Consider the following 17238-nt stretch of genomic DNA (forward strand, 5'->3'; position numbering starts at 1 on the left):
GCATGGCGGCGTGCCGCACAAGACCGAACGCAGCTCCGCCCGCAGCTCCTCGCAGCTCACCGCGTCCAAGCCCAAGCCCAAGCCCAAGCCCGCCACGTCCGGCGCCAATGCGTCGACGGTGTCGGCGGTGTCGTCGGTGATGTCCTCGCTGTTCGTCAGGCTCGCGCGCAGCGGTCGTACGTCGTCCGCGGTGGGGGCCTGCTTCGTCGGCGGGGCGCTCGCCGCGGGGCTCGGGGTCGGGGCGCTCACCGTGCTTGTGATGGCGGCGTGGATGAGTTCGCCGTATCCGGACAGCGGGCCGAGCGATGCGCTGAACGTCGCCGCCGCGCTCTGGCTTCTGGCCCACGGGACCGAACTCGTCCGGACCGGCACGCTGTCCGGGGTGCCCGCGCCGATGGGCGTGACGCCGCTGCTTCTGGTCGCGTTGCCGGTTGCGTTGGTGCACCGGGCGGCGCGGGATGCGGTGGATGCCGCGGCGGAGACGGTGACGGAGATGGCGCGGGCGGGGCGGACCGCGCTGTGGGGGGTGGTCGGGGGGTATCTCGCGGTCGGCGGGGTGATTCTGCTGTACGCGGGGGGAGGTGCGCTCCGGGCCGAGCCGCTGAGCGCGGTGGTGCAGCTGCCGGTCGTGGCGGTGCTTGCGGCGGCGGCCGGGGTGTGGACGGCGTACGGGCGGCCGCGCGGGCCGCTGCCGTCATCGCTCCGGAGCGTCGGTGGGACCGCGGTGGTGCGGTGGGTGGCTCGGCTTCCTGTGGTGCGTCAGATGTGTGTACGTCGCCGGGTCGATGCGGCGGTACGGGCGGCCGGGGCCGGGGTCCTCGTGCTGCTCGGCGGGGGCGGGCTGCTCGTCGGGGTCTCGTTGGCGTGGCACATGGCGGCGGCGCGGGAGTCTTTTCTGCGGCTGACGGATGTGGGGTCGGGGCTGTTCGCGGTGCTGTTGCTTGCGGTGCTGCTGGTGCCGAACGCGGCGGTGTGGGGAGCGGCGTACGCGCTCGGGCCGGGGTTCGTGCTGGGGGCGGGGCGGGTGGTTGGGCCGCTGGAGGCGCCGCCGGAACAGTTGGCGCTCCCGCCGTTTCCGCTCCTTGCGGCGGTGCCGCGGGACGGGGTGGGCGCGTCGCCGCTGGTCTGGGCGGTGGTGGCGGTGGGGCTGGCTGCCGGGGTGACGGTGGCGCGGTTTGTGGCTCGGGCGGCGGTGGCGGGTTCGGACCGGGGCCGGGGCTCGGCCCCGGTCCCGGCCCCCGCCACGGGTTCCCGGGAGCGGGAGGTTGGGCCCTGGGCTTGGGGGGAGACGGCGTGGGCTGCCGGGCTTGCGGCGGTGTTGTGCGGGGTGGCGTTCGCGCTGCTCGCGGCGTTTTCCGGTGGGCCGCTGGGGGTGCGGGGGCTCGCCGAGTTCGGGCCGGTTTGGTGGCAGTGCGGGACTGCGGCGGCCGTGTGGGCGGGGGTTGTGGGGGTGCCGGGGGCGGTGGGGCTTCGGGCGTGGTGGCTTCGGGGGCGGGAGGTTCCGGCGGCCGGTCCGGAGGTTGTTGCGGTGCCGGATGTGGAGTGGCGGGGCTCGGGTGGGGTGGTGGCCCGAGTTCGTGGGTGGTGGGGGCGGAAGCGTGGGGGTGAGGTTGGGCTCGGTACGGGTTCGGGTGTCGGGCAGGACGTGCTGTACGACTTCGGCGAGGTGATGGAGGCGGGCGCGGAGGCCGACGCGGAGGCGGGCCCGGAGGCGGACGCGGAGGCGGGCCCGGAGGCGGACGCGGAGGCGCGGAGGTCTCGGGAGGAACGGCGGCCCCGGGAGGAACGGTGGGCCGAGCTCAAGGCGCTCTCCGAGGAGGCCGCGTCTCGCTCGACCTCTTCCGAGGAGGCTGCGCCTCGCTCGGCCTCTTCCGTGGAGGCTGCGCCTCGCTCGGACCCCTCCGAGGAGCTTGGCTCCTCGGGCTCTGCCGATTCTTCGGGCGTTGTGGCTGGGGAATCGGGCTCGGGCTCGGGCTCGGACTCGGACTTGGGTGCGGGTTCATAGGGGGTGTTTGCTTCCCCAGCCCCGCCCCTTCCCGGCTGTGCCGATATGCGGCTATCGCCGCGTGGTTGCAGCAGCATCGGGCCTGCGGCCCCCGGACCCTCGCCTTCATCGCGCTGAACGCGCTCGTCCGGCGGCGGAAGCTCGTGGGTTGCCGGACGAGCTGTCCGTACGCGGGGAGCCGTGTTGGCGAGGGGTGCCACAAAGAGCAATAGGGCTCAACTGTCGTACCTCCCAGGTAGGTTGATGTGTATGACGACGGGAGCGAAGACGGAGGAGGCCGGGCATGCCCGGTACACCTACCGTCTTCGTCTCTCCCTTTCTGCTGAGCGGGCTCTTGCCGCTGAGTGGGACCGCTGCCGCTGGATCTGGAATGAGTGCGTCGCTAAGTGCAAGCAGGTACACCAGCAGGCCAAATCGACCGGCGAGAAGCTGACCTGTGGTCCGGCCCAGCTCTCCAAGATGCACACCGAGGCTAGGCGGATCGCACCGTGGCTCGCGGAGGGTGCTGCTGTCCCGCAGCAGCAGATCATCCGGGACTTCGGCAAGTCCCGCGCCAAGGCACTCAAGGACATCAAGGACCGGCTTTCGATGCGGCGCCGGGCCGGGATGCCCCGCTTCAAGAAGAAGGACAAGGCCCGACCGACGCTGAACTACGTCAAGACCGGCTTCCGCCTCAAGGACGGGCGTCTCCACCTTGCTGGCGGGATCGTGCTGACGGTGGTGTGGTCGCGTGAGCTGCCGAAGGGCCCTTCCTCGGCGCGGATCTATCGAGACAGCCTCGGGCACTGGTACGTCAGCTTCGTGGTCCCCTCGGTGACCTGGGAGTTACCCGCCACCAGCCGGGCCATCGGCATCGACTGGGGCGTCAAGGAGACCGCGACCACCACCAGCGACGACCACGACCTTCCGCATGCCGAGCACGGCGAGAAAGCAGCCCAGCGGCTCGCGCACTACCAGCGGCAGATGGCCCGGCGGGAACGCCCGAAGAGCAAGCCGCAGACTCGCGGCTACCGCAAGGCCCAGCGGCAGGCCGCGAAGCTGCACAAGAAGGTGGCCCGGCAACGTCAGGACACCGGCCGCAAGTGGGCCAAGACCGTGGTCCGTGACCACGGCCGGATCGCGGTGGAGGACTTCCGGCCGAAGTTCCTCGCGAAGACCAGCATGGCGCGCAAGGCCGCGGACGCCGCCATCGGCGCCACCAAGGCCGCTCTGATCGAGATGGGCCGCAAACACGGGCGCGATGTGCGCCTGGTACATCCCGCGCACACCACGATGGACTGCGCGCACTGCGGGGCGAGAGCCAAGCACCGCATGCCGCTGGGTGAGCGCACCTACACCTGCAGCGCGTGTGGCGCCGTGTCCCCCAGGGACAAGAACAGCGCCCGCGTGATGCTTGTCCGGGCAGGTTGGAATCCGGCAGGTGCTGAGGGTTTAAGACCACCTGGGGCGCCGCCTCAGGTGGCGGCCTGAGCTTGGAATCCCCACACACGCCAGAAGAACGCCCCGTCAGGGGCGCACGGCCGCAAGGCCGGGCGGGAATCCCCCCGCCTTCAGGCGGGGGAGCCTTCAATCTTCCTCCGTCGTGCCCAGGAAGGGGCGGAGTTTCTCCGGGAGGAGGTCTTCGCAGCGTTCCTTGGAGGTTTGGGTCAGGGCGTCGTTGACGCAGGTGTAGTAGTCGCGGTACACGAGCTGCGCTGTGAAGGTCGCCGCCACGATGGCCAGGGCCAGGATGCCCGTCACCAGGCCGCTGACCGCGGCCGTTGTCTGCGGTCGGGTTGCCGGTTCCCTGGGCTGGCCGAAGGGCTCTTCCCTCTTGGTTTCGGTGGCCGCGCCCGCGACAGCTCCCGCGCCCTTTCCGTTGCGAGCCCTCAGTGAGCTGATCGACCAGTACAGCGCCAGTGCGCCGAGGAGCAGGGCCACGTACGGCCAGTTGAAGAGGGCGAAGAAGAAGCCCCACATGCCTGCGAGCAGGGCGTACCGGGCGCGGCGCTGGACCGGGTCCGTCGGGTCCCAGCGCAGGCCGCCCGGGCCGCCGCCGGGGCCGCCGGGACCGGAACCGCCCGGTCCGCCCGGGCCACCCTGGCCGTCCGAGCCGCCGGGGCGCTGTCCGAAGGGGCCCGAGGAGCGGCCCGGCTGGCGGGGGCTCCAGCGGCTGCCGCCGCCCGCGCCGTTCTCCGGTCGACGGGGCTGCCAGGGGCGGTCGGGGCTGCCCTCGGGCGGTGGCGCGAACGGATTGTCGTCCGTAACGCCTGCCCCGCCGGTACCACCCGCGCCGTCCGTACCTCCCGTAACGCCTGCGCCGTCCCTACCTCCCGTACCTCCCGTAACGCCCGCGTCAGCCGCGCCGCTCGCGCCACCCGCGCCATCCATGCCCACCTGCGGCGCATCCCCCCGCGCCACCCCCGTATCCGGGTCCGCCTCAGACGGGTCCCGCCGCAGGGCGTCCCGGTGCGGGGCGCTGTCCGAAGGGGACGCGTCCTGCTGGGGTGAGGACGAGGCGGAGGGCAGTCGGTCCGGCATCAGGTGTGTGTCTTCCCCTAGTTGAGGCCCCTGCAGGGCATACGTGGTGCTTGCTTCCCAGACGCTACCTTCCGGCCCTGCCCCCGTCCCGTGGGGGCAGCGTGGTGTGCCGGTATCGTTGCTGACGGTCGGCCGCTTCGTAGAGTTCCCCGTATCGGGGACTGAGATGCATTCGTACGACCGCACAAAACAGTTCTCATGAATCTCATGAATCTCATGAAAGGGCTGCCCGCCCGTGGCCTCCCCCTCTCCTGCCTCTTCTCCCGCCCCCTCGCCTGCCGCAACCACCGCACCGGCCGCCGGTGCCCCCAAGCGGATCGTCGTGCTCGTGTCCGGCTCGGGCACCAACCTCCAGGCGCTGCTCGACGCCGTTGCCGAGCAGGGCGCGGAGCGCTACGGCGCCGAGGTCGTGGCCGTCGGGGCCGATCGGACCAAGATCGAAGGTCTGGAGCGGGCCGAGCGGGTCGGGATTCCGACCTTCGTGTGCCGGGTCAAGGACTTCGACTCCCGGGAAGAGTGGGATCGGGCGTTGACCGAGGCCACTGCCGCCCACGCGCCCGATCTCATCGTCTCCGCGGGGTTCATGAAGATCGTGGGGAAGGAATTCCTCGCCCGGTTCGGTGGGTGCGTCGTCAATACGCATCCCGCCCTGCTGCCCAGTTTTCCCGGTGCCCACGGCGTGCGTGACGCGCTCGCGTACGGCGCGAAGGTCACCGGGTGCACCGTCCACTTCGTCGACGACGGCGTCGACACCGGGCCGATCATCGCGCAGAGCGTGGTGGAGGTCCGGGACGAGGACCATGAGGACGGTGGCGCTGCTCTGCACGAGCGCATCAAGGAAGTCGAGCGCAGGCTGCTCGTCGAGGTCGTGGGGCGTCTGGCCCGGCACGGCTACCGCATTGAGGGACGAAAGGTTTCCATCCCGTGACCGCCGAAGGTACGACCGCACAGGGTTCGACCGCAGAAGGTACCCGCCCCATCCGCAGGGCCCTGATCAGCGTCTACGACAAGACCGGGCTCGAAGAGCTCGCCCGTGGCCTGCACGAGGCGGGCGTTCAGCTCGTCTCCACCGGCTCGACCGCCGCGAAGATCGCCGCCGCCGGGGTGCCGGTCACCAAGGTCGAGGAGCTCACCGGGTTCCCCGAGTGCCTGGACGGCCGGGTCAAGACGCTGCACCCGCGCGTGCACGCCGGGATCCTTGCCGACCTGCGGCTCGAAGATCACCAGCGGCAGCTTGCCGAGCTTGGTGTCGAGCCGTTCGACCTCGTGGTCGTCAACCTCTACCCCTTCACTCGGACCGTGGCCTCCGGGGCCTCCCCGGACGAGTGTGTGGAGCAGATCGACATCGGCGGGCCGTCCATGGTGCGCGCCGCCGCCAAGAATCACCCCTCCGTGGCTGTCGTGACCAGCCCCGAGCGGTACGCGGACGTGCTCGCCGCCGCCGAGGAGGGCGGGTTCGACCTGGCCACCCGCAAGCGCCTCGCGGCCGAGGCGTTCCGGCACACCGCCGAGTACGACGTCGCCGTGGCCTCCTGGTTCGCCGCCGACTACGCGGGCGCGGGTGAGGGCGAGGAGTTCCCGTCCTTCATCGGCGTCACGTACGAGCGCAAGAACGTGCTCCGCTACGGCGAGAACCCGCACCAGCCCGCCGCCCTCTACACCGGTGGCTGCGGTGGTCTGGCCGAGGCCGAGCAGCTGCACGGCAAGGAGATGTCGTACAACAACTACACGGACACCGACGCCGCACGCCGGGCCGCGTACGACCACGACGAGCCCTGCGTCGCGATCATCAAGCACGCCAACCCCTGCGGTATCGCGGTCGGTTCGGATGTCGCCGAGGCGCACCGCAAGGCGCACGCCTGTGACCCGCTGTCCGCGTTCGGCGGCGTGATCGCCGTGAACCGGCCCGTCTCCGTAGCGATGGCCGAGCAGGTCGCGGAGATCTTCACCGAGGTCATCGTCGCGCCCGACTACGAGGACGGCGCGGTCGAGATCCTCTCCAAGAAGAAGAACATCCGCATCCTGCGCTGCCCGGAAGCCCCCACGGCCCCGGCCGAGTTCAAGCCGATCGACGGTGGCGGGCTCGCGCAGATCACGGACGTGCTCCAGGCCGAGGGCGACGACCCGGCCAACTGGACCCTCGCCGCCGGTGAGGCCCTCTCCGGCGACGAGCTCGCCGGGCTCGCCTTCGCCTGGCGGGCCTGCCGGGCCGTGAAGTCCAACGCCATCCTGCTCGCCAAGGACGGCGCCTCCGTGGGTGTCGGTATGGGGCAGGTCAATCGGGTCGACTCCGCCAAGCTCGCGGTCGAGCGGGCCGGGGCCGAGCGCGCGGCCGGGTCCTACGCCGCCTCCGACGCGTTCTTCCCGTTCCCCGACGGGCTCGAGGTGCTGACCGCGGCCGGGGTCAAGGCCGTGGTGCAGCCGGGCGGTTCGGTCCGGGACGAGCAGGTGGTCGAGGCCGCGCAGAAGGCGGGCGTGACGATGTACTTCACGGGTACGCGGCACTTCTTCCACTGAGTTCCACCGACTTCCACCGACTTCCACTGAGTTCCACTGACGCGACAGCGAAACGGGCGGCGGCCCGTCGGTGCCAGGTGCACCGGCGGGCCGCCGCTCTTGCGTCAGGCAGTTGGCAGCCAGTCGGCAGCCAATCAGCAGCCAGGCGTCAGTCCATGAAGCGGGCGCACTGGCCCTGCGGGACCCACTTGTGGGAGCTGATGCGGTTGTTGGCCGTGAGGCCGCCGGTGAACTTGTCGTCCGAGCGGAGCGCCGAGGCGTACTTCTCGCCCTTGGTCAGGCAGATGTGGCCGCCCTTGTAGCGGAACCCGTTGTAGAACTTGACGGCGTAGCCGGACGTGCCACGGTGCAGGAGCGAGGAGGCGCGGTTGTTGTCGCCGAACCTGAACGAGCCGTAGCGGTCGCCCCAGTTCCCGTCGTTGTTCTTGTCCTTGCCCAGGTAGCCGGTGCAGTAGGTGCCGTTGTACGCGTACATGTAGCCCTTCGTCGCCCCGCGCCAGTTGTCCGCGCAGGAAGCGGCGGCCTGCGCTCCCGTGTTGGCGGCGGTGGAGGCGGTGGCGGTGGTGGCCGGGACGACGGCGCCGAGGGCGGCGATGCCGAGCGTGGTCAGGGTGGCGGTCAGTTTGCGTCGCATGACGGATCTCTCCCTTGAGTGGGTGTGGTGGTGATGGTGGTGATGGTGGTGATGGGGGTGGTGTTGGAGAACGGTTGTTCTCCGTGCTTCAGGCCTTCGCGTCGGTGATGTTCTTCGCGCGGGCCAGGGCGGCCAGTTGGAGCCGCTGGTGGGTGGCTACGGGTGCGGCGTACCGCTTCAATTGCTTGGTGCGGTACTCGCGTTCCAGGGAGCGGGCCGTGTCGGCCAGGCCGGAGCGGCCGGGGCCCGCGCAGGTGGCCTCCGTCGTGGCCAGTTCGACCTCCGTGGCGTGGGCCGCTGCCTCGCTCAAGTCCTCCGTAAGTGAGGGCAGTTGCTCGCGCAGCTGCTCCGGTGACGCGTAGGCGTGGCCCGCCTTGCGCATGCAGGTCGACCAGGAGGTGAGGGCGCGGCGGAAGCGGCGGTCGGAGGTCAGGGAGTCGAGGTAGAGCGGGGTGAGGTTCTCGGCGGTCTTCGCGGCGCGGAACCAGCGCTCGTAGCCGCCGTAGAGCCGGTCGCGGGCCTCGGCCTGGCAGCCCGTCGCCGGGGTCTCGACCGTGCCGCCGCCCCCGGGCAGTTCGGCCGTGAGCGTGGCCGCGTCGGGCTCGCCCTCCAGGGCGTCGGTGTAGCGGAGGCGGTCGCGGTGCGGGAGGTCGTTGAAGTACGCGGTGTTGGGGTCCTCGGCGCGGGCCCTCTCGGCGGCCTTGGCGAGGCGGCCGCCGTAGCCGTGCTTCTTCGTCCAGGCGGTGTCGTCGAGGACGTACGCGTACGAGCGGCGCTCGTCGACCGTGGCGAACGGGCCCGGCCAGTACGTGAAGCCCCGTGCCTTCATGCACGACCGGACCAGGTGGGCCTCGGCCCGCTCCAGGACGAGCTCCTCGGCGTCCGTGAGGTCCCGAAGCCGCTGCTCCTGCCCGCTCCGGCTCTGCTTCTTCCCCTGACCCTGTTCCGTTGCCGTGGCGGCGTCCGTGCAGCCGGTGACGGCGGCGGTGGCGATCAGCGTGATCGCGCAACTTGCCGTGGCGAAGGCTCGCTTCATGGTGGTGCACGCTCCCCTGGCGGTGCCTGTGCCGTCCCCCGTGGCGGCACAGGCATGACTCTGGCGTGCGGGCGTGCTCGGCGGTACCTGAAACTTTTCAGGGGGAGGGGGAAGGAGAAGGGGAAGGGCTACCGCAGTGGTCGATCCACCGGTGGGACAGCGGGGCGTACGTCCCCGCCAGGTTGCCCTGGTTGCGCTGGGCCGTGCAGCCCGTGCGGTTACGGGAGTTGGGGCGGTGCACGTCCTCGCCCACGGGTGTGAAGTCGCGGCCGCGGAAGTACTCGACCGAGGCCGGGCCCGTCGTCTCGTCGCCGTTGTTGAAGATGGACCGCACCGGATGGTCGCGGGTCCACGGGCAGCGGTCCCGGCCCGTGAGCCAGTCCGTGTCGTTGTCCCGCCAGGCACACATCTCGCCCGTCCCGTTGGGCTCGCTGAAGAAGCAGACCGAGTCGTCCGGGCAGCGGTGGTAGCCGTATTCCGGCCCCGAGTCCCGTTCGCTCACGAGCGTGTACGTCAGCGCGGCCCCGGCCCCAAGCACACCCAGCGCCGCGAGCCCACCCCCCATGACCAGCCGCCGAGCACCCCGCCGCCCCCGCCCCCGTCCTCGTCCCCGCCCATCGCCGGACCGAGTACGGCGAAGCAGCGGCAGCAGCGGCCGCGTGACCGCCGTCCCCGCCGCCGCCTCCGTGCGGCGCAGGAGCGACGCCGTGTCGTGCGCGGCCCGCTCCTCGTGCGTACGCGACAGACAGTCCGCCACGATCTCCCGCCAGGCGGCGGGCAGTTGAGGCGACAGACGCAGCTCCTCCGTGCCCCGCGCATAGCGCACCACCGCGTCCCTGCGGGCCTCCGCCGAGCCGCCCGGCAGCGGGTACGAGCCGGTGAGCACCACATGCGCGAGCACCCCGAAGGCCCACACGTCCGCCGTGGGCCGCACCTGCTGGCCGCGTTCCGACAGGTCGGCCCAGAGCAGCTCGGGCGCGGTGTAGTCCGGGGTCGTGAACCCGGGAGCGTACGCGTGCGTGCCCTCCAGCTCGGCCGCCAGGCTGAAGTCGCCGAGCCGGGCCGAACCGTCCTTCATCAGCAGGACGTTGGCGGGCTTGAGGTCGCCGTGCACCCAGCCCGCCGCGTGCAGCTGATACAGGCCCGCGCACACCTGGGACAGCAGCGCCGGGCCCTGAACGGGAGGGTGCGGCGTGCGGTCAAGGAGCGCGTCGAGGGATTCGGTGGCCGCTTCCAGTACGAGCACGGTGGCGCCGTCGATGTCCGGCTGGTCCGGGGCGTCCACCGTCAGCGTCTCGTACATCCGGATGAGGCGGGGCGAGCGGAGTGTGGTCAGCAACTCCAGCTCACGGTCGGCCAGTTCGCGCAGGTGGGCCAGTTGGCGTGGGGTGCGCGTGCCGGTCGGCAGGAACTTCAGGGCGGCGCGGCTCGGCAGGGAGCCGCCGCCGTCGTAGCCGTCACCTTCGCCGTCCGGGCCCGGCTCCACGAGCTTGCCCGCGTAGACGGCCGCGAACGCGCCGGACCCCAGGCATTCCCGCACCTCCCAGCGGCCGACCCGGAAACCCCGGGGCACGGGAACGGGCCAGGCTCCGCTCAACGGACCACTCCCGCCACTCCGGCGGCCACTCCGGCCGCTCCGTCACCCGGCTTGGCGAGCAGGTCCAGGTCCTCCTCGCGTACGAGGTCGAAGCGGAGAGCGAGCGAGACCAGGGACTCCTTCTTGCCGTTGATCCGCGCCGTCGGCCCCTCCGGCACCGCGTCCGTGGGCGGCTTGAGGCGGAGCTTCACGGCCAGATAGTCGATGTTCCAGTACACCGCGGAGCGCTTCGCGCCGGGCCAGACGGCGGACAACCGCGTCACCAGCTCGTCGAGCGTGGGCAGCGGCGCGTGCGGAACCCCGCGGAGCCGCGGCTCGCACAGCGCGGTGAGCACCGCGAAGTACCGTTTCGTACGGTCGAGCGCGAAGCCCGGGGCGGTGGTCGCCCCGGTCAGGCCCCCCGCGGCGGCGTGGTCGCGGAAGGTGTGCCGGGGCGCCCACACGTCGAACGCGAGCAGCTCGCCGCAGGCGGGCAGGACGACCCGGGAGAACTCGAACGGGATCGGCGCGTCCACCCGCCCCGGCGCCACCTTGATGTGTTCCCCCGCGCCTTCCGGGTTCTCGACGACGTACGTCTGCGTCCGGCTGTGGTTGCTGAGGATCCAGAAGGCGCGGTGCGCGGTGATCCGCCCGGCGTCCCGGGGTACGCCCTCATGGCCGATGACCAGCCGATTGCCTTCCGGACTGCGGCCGAACCCGAGCTTCTCGTCCGACGCGAGCCGGATCTGCCCCGTGGTCCGTCCTGGTGGCACAACGATCACGCTGTACATGGATATATCCCCCTGTTGGCCAGATGTCGCATGGTCTCAACCGGCAGCAGAGTAAGGGGATTTGGCGTGAACACCGACCCGGCGCGACGACCCTCCGGGGGTTAATCGACGCACGCCGCCTTGTTCAGAACCTCGGTGAGCGCCCGGGCGGTGGCCTTGTTGCAGTTCCCGAGCGCGACGAGGGGACGGAGTGGGAGCCGGGCGGCGAAGGAGGGTGTGTCCACGCCGAGTGACGGCAGGGTGATGCCGTGGGCGGCGAGGGCGGCACGGAGCTGCTCCACGCAGTCGTCGATGTCGAGGGGTTCTTGAATCTCCAGGGGTTCCATGGCGTACGCCTTTCCGTGTACGGGGTGTGATGAAACGCTTACAGCGTGGCGCTGTGCGGCGTACCGTAAAAGGGTTTCGAGTTGCGCAGGGCAACTGGTAAAGGGCGGTGGGTAGTTGTGCCTCCTCGCAAGGACACCGACGCGTCGGTGAGCGTGCCGTGCTTCTACGGCGCCGAGTTGCGGTATCTCCGTGAGGCAGCGGGGATGACGCTGGAGCAGTTGGCGGAAGGAAGCTTCCGGGGGATCTCGTTCTTGAGCCAGATCGAGCGCGGGGAACGGCGGATGCCGGAGGACCTGGCGCGGCACGTGGACAAGGTCCTTGGAACGAACGGGTTTTTCGAGCGGCGGTGTGAAGACGCGGCCAAGGCGCGGCGGGTTGGGCATCCGCTGTACTACGCGGACGTACCGGACCTGGAGAAGCAGGCGGAGACCCTTGAGGAGTGGGCGCCGAACGTTCTCCCCGGATTGCTGCAGACCGAGCCGTACATGAGGGTCCTCATGCGGTACGGCAAACTGACGGCGCCGCAGGAGACGGTCGAGAAGCGTGTCCGTGGCCGACTTAAGCGAGCGGAGCTGTGGAGCCGGGAGGACCGGCCCTTCTACTGGGTGATCCTCCGGGAGGCGCTCATCCGTAAGTCGCTGCTTCGACCAGCGGATATGGCCGAGCAGTTGGAGCACATCGTCGGCGTGATCCGGTCCACAGAGAGCGTTTTGCAGATCGTCCCCAAAACGACGGTCGCCTATCCGCTCATGCACGGCATGGCGAAAGTCATGACGTTCGTCGACGCTCCACCGCTGGTGTGGACAGAAGGCAACTACGACGGGCAGATGGTGGACTATCCAGCTCTCGTGAAGGAGTACCGCAGGTCGTACGATCTGCTGAGGGCCATCGCGCTCCCACCCGATGCGTCCCTGGCCTTGATCGAAGAAGCAGCGAGGACCTACAGAAATGAAGCCCAGCAAGGGGATTGACCTGAGCACCGTCGCTTGGCGCAAGAGCAGCTACAGCAACGGCCAAGGCGCCGACTGCGTCGAGGTCGCCGACCTCCCCGACCTCTGGCGCAAGAGCAGCTACAGCAACGGTGATGGCGCCGACTGCCTCGAAGTCCGCGACGACCTCCCCGGCCTCATCCCCGTCCGCGACTCCAAGAACACGGAAGGCCCCGTGCTCGTGTTCCCCGCCGCCGCCTGGGCGGCCTTCGTGCACGAGCTCCGGGGCTCCGTCGGCTGAAGCGAGCCGGGTCAGACCTCCACGACCCCGAGTTGCCGCAGCAGACCGAGGGTGTCCATGTTCCACCAGCTCTCGGCGATCTTGCCGTCCCGGCAGCGGAACGTGGCGTGCCCGTGTCCGGCGACATCCTTGTTCGTGGCCTCGATCCCCCGGAAGGCGGCCGTGTGGCGGCCCTGGACCGAGACTCGGCAGCACACCATGTCGCCCTCGGCGACGATGCTCTCCACCGTGAACCGGGGGTTGAAGGCACTTATGTGCTCGCTGCGCTCCCGCTTGACCTGGTCGAGGCCCAGGTCGTAGGAGGAGAGGCCGGGGTCGTGCTCCCGGTAGTCGGCGGTGCACAGCTCGTCGGCGAAGTCGAGGTTGCCGCTGTTGATGACCTCCTCGTAGAACCGGCGGACGACGATCTTGTTGAGCTGTTCGTCCCGTACGACGTCGAGATCCGTGAACGTGGGCGTCTCGTCGCAGGCGGCGACCATTTCCTCGAAGATGCGGTTGGTTTCGGGGAGGTTGGAGTTCTTCATCGCCTCCTCGTAGGACGGGAACTCCACGATCTCGACGACATGGGCCGAGTCCGAGCGGTCCCGGCCGACGATCGAGTGGGTGGCGGTCCGCTTGCCCTGGGTCGCTTCGACCCAGTCGTCCATCAAGCGGTTGAGTTGATCGAGATTGCTGGTTTTGTAGTCAACGAGCTGCACGAAGGTCATGGCTAGTCACTCCCGTCCACCTGCCGAAGTCCGGGGCTGAGCGGGCCCGTCTACGCTGCCGCAGGCGGGATGTTCTGGTTGGCGCGGAAGAAGTTGTCGGGGTCGTACGTGTGCTTGACCGTGGCCAGTCGGTCGTAGTTGCCGCGGTACGTCGTGCGGACGCGCTCCGGGCCCTCCTGCTCGCCCAGGAAGTTGATGTAGCCCCCGCCCATGGACGTCGGGTGGAGGTCGGTCCAGTAGTCGACGCACCACCGGCGGATCAGCTCGGCGTTGGCGGGGTCGGGGTCGACCCCGGCGATAATGGTGGACCAAACGGCGTCGCGGTAGGCCCAGGCCGTTTCCTCGGAGCCCGCCTGGTGGGCCGCCGCGTCCACGGGGTACAGGTGCGCCGTCGACAGGTCGGTGGGGATGGCCTCCCCGTACCGCTGGTGCACCTCGATCGCCTCGTCCGAGAGGCTGTCGAAGAAGTCCCCGCGCCAGTACCACTGGAGTCCCTTGGGAATCAGGTCGTCGAACAGGGTCTGCAGGCCGGGGTAGGGCATGGGTGTGGCGAAGTGGAAGGCGGGCGGGGCCGGTTCGGATACCGCGCTCAGCACGTCTTCGAGGCGGTTCGCCTCCAGGTCGCCCGTGTAGCACCACACCACGGCGCACATCTTCTGCCCGTGGATGGGTTCCGGGAACGGCGGCCCGGGCGGCACGACCATCACGGCGAAGAAGCCGTTGAGGTCGTCCTGCGCGGCGGGCAGGAACTCCCGGTACCACTGCATCACCTCGCGGGTCCGGTCGATGGGCCACACCGTCAGGGCGACCCCGACCGTGCCCACGGGGTGGAGCTGGAACGTGAACGACGTGACGACCCCGAAGTTCCCGCCGCCGCCCCGCAGCGCCCAGAACAGGTCCGGGTACTCCTTCGCCGACGCGGTGACGAACTTCCCGTCGGCGAGGACGACATCGGCGGCAAGGAGACTGTCGATGGTGAGCCCGTACTTGCGGGTCAGGTGGCCGTGCCCGCCGCCCAGGGTCAGGCCGCTCACGCCCGTGGTCGACATGATCCCGGCCGGTACGGCCAGGCCGAAGGCGTGGGCCGCGTGGTCCAGGTCGCCCAGCTGGCTGCCGCCGCCGACCTGTGCGATGCGTGCCGCCGGGTCGACGCGGACCCAGCGTTGGGGCGACAGGTCGAGTACGAGGGAGTCGTCAAGGACGCACAGGCCGGGGCCGCTGTGGCCGCCGCCGCGTACCGCGAGTTCAAGGCCGGTGTCCTGGGCGAAGGCGATCGTGGCCTTCACGTCCCCGGCGTCGGCGCACTGCGCGATGGCGGCGGGATGCCGGTCGATCATGGCGTTGTAGATGCTGCGGGCCTCGTCGTAGCCCGGATCCTGGGGAGCGATGACCTGGCCGCGCAGGGCCTCGCGCAGCGTGTCCAGGCCGGATTCACTGATGGTGATGCCGGTAGTCATGAGCGGAACACCCCCGTGGGGGTCAGTGTGGGACCCCCCGTGGGGGTCAGTGTCGGACCCCCTGTGGGGGTCAGGTGGGGACCCCTGTGGGGGTCAGGCTTCCACGGCGCCGATCTGCGTCATCAGACCGAGGTCGTCCACGTTCCACCAGCTCTCGGCGATCTTGCCGTCCTTGCAGCGGAACGTGACGTGCCCGGTTCCGGCGATGTCCCGGTTCGTGGCCTCGATTCCCTTGTACGCGCCGGTGTGCCGGCCCTCGTAGGTGAACCGGCAGCACACCTGGTCGCCTTCGGCGACCATGCTCTCCACCGTGCACCGCGGGCTGAAGGCGTCAAAGATCTCGCCGTTCTCCCGCTTCGCCTGGGCGAGGTCCACGTCGTAGGACGAGAGGGACGGGTCGTGCTCACGGTAGTCGGCGGAGCACAGCACGTCGGCGAGGTCGAGGTTCTTGTTGTTGATGACCTCGTCGAAGAAGCGGCGGCACGCGGCCGCGTTGAGCTGCTCGTCGCGTACGACGTCGAGATCCGTGAACGTGGGCGTCTCGTCGCAGGCGGCGACCATTTCCTCGAAGATGCGGTTGGTTTCGGGGAGGTTGGAGTTCTTCATCGCCTCCTCGTAGGACGGGAACTCCACGATCTCGACGACGTGCGTGGAGTCCGAGCGGTCGCGCCCGACCATCGAGTGGGTGGCGGTCCGCTTGCCCTGGGTCGCTTCGACCCAGTCGTCCATCAGCCGGTTGAGCTGGTCGAGATTTTTCGTTTTACAGTCAATGAGTTGGACGAAGGTCATGACTCACTCCCATGTGAGCGATGAGTGGTAATTGACAGCCTGATTTCAGGCTATATCTGACCTTCTGTCCCTGCCTGTCAGGGCTTCTTGATGACCAGCGTGTGCGCGAGCTTGTCGTGCCAGCCCTGGAAACGGTTCTGGTTGTCCCAGAACGGAGACAGGTAGACGAGCAGCGAGCCGATGCCGCAGAGGACGTTGCCGAGCTGCGGGATGATCCAGCGCACGAAGCCGCCGCCCGCGCCGGGGGCCAGGCCGCTGTCCTCCTTGACGACCTTGATGCCGACGGCCATCTTGCCGAAGGTCGCGCCCGCGAAGGAGATCATCAGCCACTCGTAGAGCAGGGTGATCACGAAGAAGACGGCGAAGACGCCGAGGGCCACCACGATGGCGCTCGTCGTGGCGTCGCTGACGCACGAGTCGTAGCCGGGGCTGCCGTACGCGCCGCAGTCGTTCACGTCCTCCATCACGCCGATGGCGCTGAGGACTCCGGCGAACATCAGGATCCCGTAGATCACGCCGATGATGACACCGTCGATCAGGCGGGCGGCGAACCGTATGCCCATGCTCGCGAGCTGCACGGTGCCGAGTGCGGGCAGCGTCACGAAGCCCTGGCCGGGGCCGCCGGGGCCGCCCGGGTAGCCCGCGTAGCCCGGCTGCTGCTGCGGGTAGCCGTATCCGGGCTGGCCCGGGGGCTGCTGGTAGCCGTAGCCCTGCTGGGGGTAGCCGTAGCCGGGCTGCTGATGCTGTGGATTCGGTTGGCCGTAGGGGTTGTTGGGGGCGCCGAAGCTCATGGCGGTTCCTTCTGTGACGTACGGGGGCGGGGGTGGAACGCTCGACAGAGGCCGGCCACCCGGGGAACGGGTGGCCGGCCTCTGTCGTACTGCCTGAGCGGTGAGGCTCAGTAGCGCGGGCGGTTGAACCAGGCGGTGGCCTGCGAGTTGACCATGGAGGCCAGGATGATGCCGCCGATCGCGAGACCGACGATCGCGCCGACCGCGGCCGAGCCGGTGCCGTTCGCGAAGTTGGACAGGCTGCCCAGGATGAACAGCGCGGAGTAAACGATCGCGCAGATCCGGGTGGCGTTGCCGCCCTTGCCGAACTTCACGCCGAGGACGATGGCGCAGGCGGCGAAGCCGAGCAGGATGAACACGATGGCGAAGCCGAGACCGGCCAGACCGGAGGTCTGCGAACCGGAGCCCAGCTCGTTGGAGACGTCCTGCGCGGCGGCGATGCCGATGGCCGCGATGATGCCGATCAGGATCTGGAGACCGGCCACGATGAAAAGCAGCACGCGCGCGGTCGTGATCAGGCCGGGCATCGTCATCGGGACCGCGTTGCCACCCGGGTAGGCCGGGTAGCCCGGCTGCGCCTGCTGCTGCGGGTAGCCGTAGCCCTGCTGCTGGGGGGCCTGCTGCGGGTAGCCGTATCCGGGCTGGCCCTGGGGCTGCTGCGGCTGCTGGCCGTAGGGGTTGTTCGGGTCGCCGAAGCTCATGGCTGTCTTCTTTCCTCCGTTTGAGAGTGCGGGGACACGCGGCTGTACGGAGGAGCTTCATGAGCGGTCTGCTTTGGTTATCCCCCCGGCACTGCCCGCGGCACTGCGTCGTTCATCGTTCTAAATACCTCACGCGTTTGTCCAGTCGGGGTCGACA

At 69.8% G+C, this 17238-nt stretch carries 17 protein-coding genes; 6 read left to right on the top strand and 11 right to left on the bottom strand.

Annotated elements, in window-relative coordinates; genetic code table 11:
• The first annotated feature begins 10 nt into the window (after nt 1-10).
• Entirely contained in the window at nt 11-2005 is a 1995-nt protein-coding gene (locus tag ACWD10_RS00785; RefSeq protein ID WP_451085476.1) for a cell division protein PerM, read from the top strand.
• A gap of 249 nt (nt 2006-2254) precedes the next feature.
• On the top strand, nt 2255-3475 hold the full coding sequence (locus ACWD10_RS00790) for an RNA-guided endonuclease InsQ/TnpB family protein (RefSeq protein ID WP_451085478.1): 1221 nt from the start codon (nt 2255-2257) through the stop codon (nt 3473-3475).
• Nucleotides 3476-3571: 96 nt separating this feature from the next.
• On the opposite strand, the gene ACWD10_RS00795 is transcribed toward ACWD10_RS00790, so the two are convergent.
• Nucleotides 3572-4525 (bottom strand): hypothetical protein, encoded by a 954-nt coding sequence (locus tag ACWD10_RS00795; protein ID WP_451085480.1) that lies wholly within the window; start codon nt 4523-4525, stop codon nt 3572-3574.
• A gap of 316 nt (nt 4526-4841) precedes the next feature.
• Between ACWD10_RS00795 and purN the strand changes: the two genes are divergently transcribed.
• Both purN and purH read left to right on the top strand, forming a co-directional pair.
• Nucleotides 4842-5453: a phosphoribosylglycinamide formyltransferase gene (gene purN, locus ACWD10_RS00800; protein WP_451085873.1), complete on the top strand. Its 612-nt coding sequence runs from the start codon at nt 4842-4844 to the stop codon at nt 5451-5453.
• Nucleotides 5450-7042 carry a bifunctional phosphoribosylaminoimidazolecarboxamide formyltransferase/IMP cyclohydrolase gene (gene purH / locus ACWD10_RS00805; protein ID WP_451085482.1) on the top strand — a complete coding sequence of 531 codons (1593 nt, stop codon included), beginning with the start codon at nt 5450-5452 and terminating at the stop codon, nt 7040-7042. The genes purN and purH overlap by 4 nt, the downstream gene beginning before the upstream one ends.
• A 148-nt stretch (nt 7043-7190) precedes the next feature.
• Here the strand turns inward: purH and ACWD10_RS00810 are convergent, their stop codons facing one another.
• From ACWD10_RS00810 to ACWD10_RS00830, 5 genes are all read right to left on the bottom strand, one after another.
• Nucleotides 7191-7676 carry a hypothetical protein gene (locus ACWD10_RS00810; RefSeq protein ID WP_451085484.1) on the bottom strand — a complete coding sequence of 162 codons (486 nt, stop codon included), beginning with the start codon at nt 7674-7676 and terminating at the stop codon, nt 7191-7193.
• Nucleotides 7677-7764: 88 nt separating this feature from the next.
• Nucleotides 7765-8712, bottom strand: a complete 948-nt coding sequence (locus ACWD10_RS00815) for a hypothetical protein (RefSeq protein WP_451085486.1) — start codon at nt 8710-8712, stop codon at nt 7765-7767.
• A 97-nt stretch (nt 8713-8809) separates the two neighbouring features.
• On the bottom strand, nt 8810-10309 hold the full coding sequence (locus ACWD10_RS00820; RefSeq protein WP_451085488.1) for a protein kinase domain-containing protein: 1500 nt from the start codon (nt 10307-10309) through the stop codon (nt 8810-8812).
• Complete coding sequence (locus ACWD10_RS00825) at nt 10306-11079, bottom strand: FHA domain-containing protein (protein WP_451085490.1); 774 nt, start codon at nt 11077-11079, stop codon at nt 10306-10308. The genes ACWD10_RS00820 and ACWD10_RS00825 overlap by 4 nt, the downstream gene beginning before the upstream one ends.
• A 101-nt stretch (nt 11080-11180) precedes the next feature.
• Entirely contained in the window at nt 11181-11405 is a 225-nt protein-coding gene (locus ACWD10_RS00830; RefSeq protein WP_451085492.1) for a hypothetical protein, read from the bottom strand.
• Between the two features lie 117 nt (nt 11406-11522).
• Here ACWD10_RS00830 and ACWD10_RS00835 point away from each other — a divergent pair, with 117 nt between their 5' ends.
• Both ACWD10_RS00835 and ACWD10_RS00840 read left to right on the top strand, forming a co-directional pair.
• Nucleotides 11523-12377, top strand: coding sequence for a helix-turn-helix domain-containing protein (locus ACWD10_RS00835; RefSeq protein WP_451085875.1), 855 nt, complete (start codon nt 11523-11525; stop codon nt 12375-12377).
• On the top strand, nt 12355-12636 hold the full coding sequence (locus ACWD10_RS00840; RefSeq protein ID WP_451085494.1) for a DUF397 domain-containing protein: 282 nt from the start codon (nt 12355-12357) through the stop codon (nt 12634-12636). The genes ACWD10_RS00835 and ACWD10_RS00840 overlap by 23 nt, the downstream gene beginning before the upstream one ends.
• An 11-nt stretch (nt 12637-12647) precedes the next feature.
• Here the strand turns inward: ACWD10_RS00840 and ACWD10_RS00845 are convergent, their stop codons facing one another.
• The 5 genes from ACWD10_RS00845 to ACWD10_RS00865 all read right to left on the bottom strand — a co-directional run bounded on the left by ACWD10_RS00845 (nt 12648) and on the right by ACWD10_RS00865 (nt 17081).
• Nucleotides 12648-13343 (bottom strand): ester cyclase, encoded by a 696-nt coding sequence (locus tag ACWD10_RS00845; RefSeq protein ID WP_451085496.1) that lies wholly within the window; start codon nt 13341-13343, stop codon nt 12648-12650.
• 50 nt (nt 13344-13393) lie between these two features.
• On the bottom strand, nt 13394-14800 hold the full coding sequence (locus ACWD10_RS00850; RefSeq protein ID WP_451085498.1) for an FAD-binding oxidoreductase: 1407 nt from the start codon (nt 14798-14800) through the stop codon (nt 13394-13396).
• Between the two features lie 93 nt (nt 14801-14893).
• Nucleotides 14894-15589: an ester cyclase gene (locus tag ACWD10_RS00855; protein ID WP_451085500.1), complete on the bottom strand. Its 696-nt coding sequence runs from the start codon at nt 15587-15589 to the stop codon at nt 14894-14896.
• A gap of 77 nt (nt 15590-15666) precedes the next feature.
• The gene (locus tag ACWD10_RS00860; protein ID WP_451085502.1) at nt 15667-16380 is read right to left on the bottom strand and encodes an RDD family protein; all 714 of its coding nucleotides are present in this window, start codon (nt 16378-16380) and stop codon (nt 15667-15669) included.
• A 107-nt stretch (nt 16381-16487) separates the two neighbouring features.
• Complete coding sequence (locus tag ACWD10_RS00865) at nt 16488-17081, bottom strand: hypothetical protein (RefSeq protein WP_451085504.1); 594 nt, start codon at nt 17079-17081, stop codon at nt 16488-16490.
• Nucleotides 17082-17238: the final 157 nt, after the last annotated feature.

The sequence above is a fragment of the Streptomyces sp. NPDC002851 genome, assembly GCF_053591935.1.

Coding starts and splice junctions, on each gene's coding strand:
- ACWD10_RS00810 (WP_451085484.1), bottom strand. CDS start 7,676: ATGCGACGCAAACTGACCGCCACCCTGACCACGCTCGGCATCGCCGCC.
- ACWD10_RS00815 (WP_451085486.1), bottom strand. CDS start 8,712: ATGAAGCGAGCCTTCGCCACGGCAAGTTGCGCGATCACGCTGATCGCC.
- ACWD10_RS00860 (WP_451085502.1), bottom strand. CDS start 16,380: ATGAGCTTCGGCGCCCCCAACAACCCCTACGGCCAACCGAATCCACAG.
- ACWD10_RS00840 (WP_451085494.1), top strand. CDS start 12,355: ATGAAGCCCAGCAAGGGGATTGACCTGAGCACCGTCGCTTGGCGCAAG.
- ACWD10_RS00830 (WP_451085492.1), bottom strand. CDS start 11,405: ATGGAACCCCTGGAGATTCAAGAACCCCTCGACATCGACGACTGCGTG.
- ACWD10_RS00790 (WP_451085478.1), top strand. CDS start 2,255: ATGACGACGGGAGCGAAGACGGAGGAGGCCGGGCATGCCCGGTACACC.
- ACWD10_RS00845 (WP_451085496.1), bottom strand. CDS start 13,343: ATGACCTTCGTGCAGCTCGTTGACTACAAAACCAGCAATCTCGATCAA.
- ACWD10_RS00855 (WP_451085500.1), bottom strand. CDS start 15,589: ATGACCTTCGTCCAACTCATTGACTGTAAAACGAAAAATCTCGACCAG.
- ACWD10_RS00825 (WP_451085490.1), bottom strand. CDS start 11,079: ATGTACAGCGTGATCGTTGTGCCACCAGGACGGACCACGGGGCAGATC.
- ACWD10_RS00865 (WP_451085504.1), bottom strand. CDS start 17,081: ATGAGCTTCGGCGACCCGAACAACCCCTACGGCCAGCAGCCGCAGCAG.
- ACWD10_RS00795 (WP_451085480.1), bottom strand. CDS start 4,525: ATGCCGGACCGACTGCCCTCCGCCTCGTCCTCACCCCAGCAGGACGCG.
- ACWD10_RS00850 (WP_451085498.1), bottom strand. CDS start 14,800: ATGACTACCGGCATCACCATCAGTGAATCCGGCCTGGACACGCTGCGC.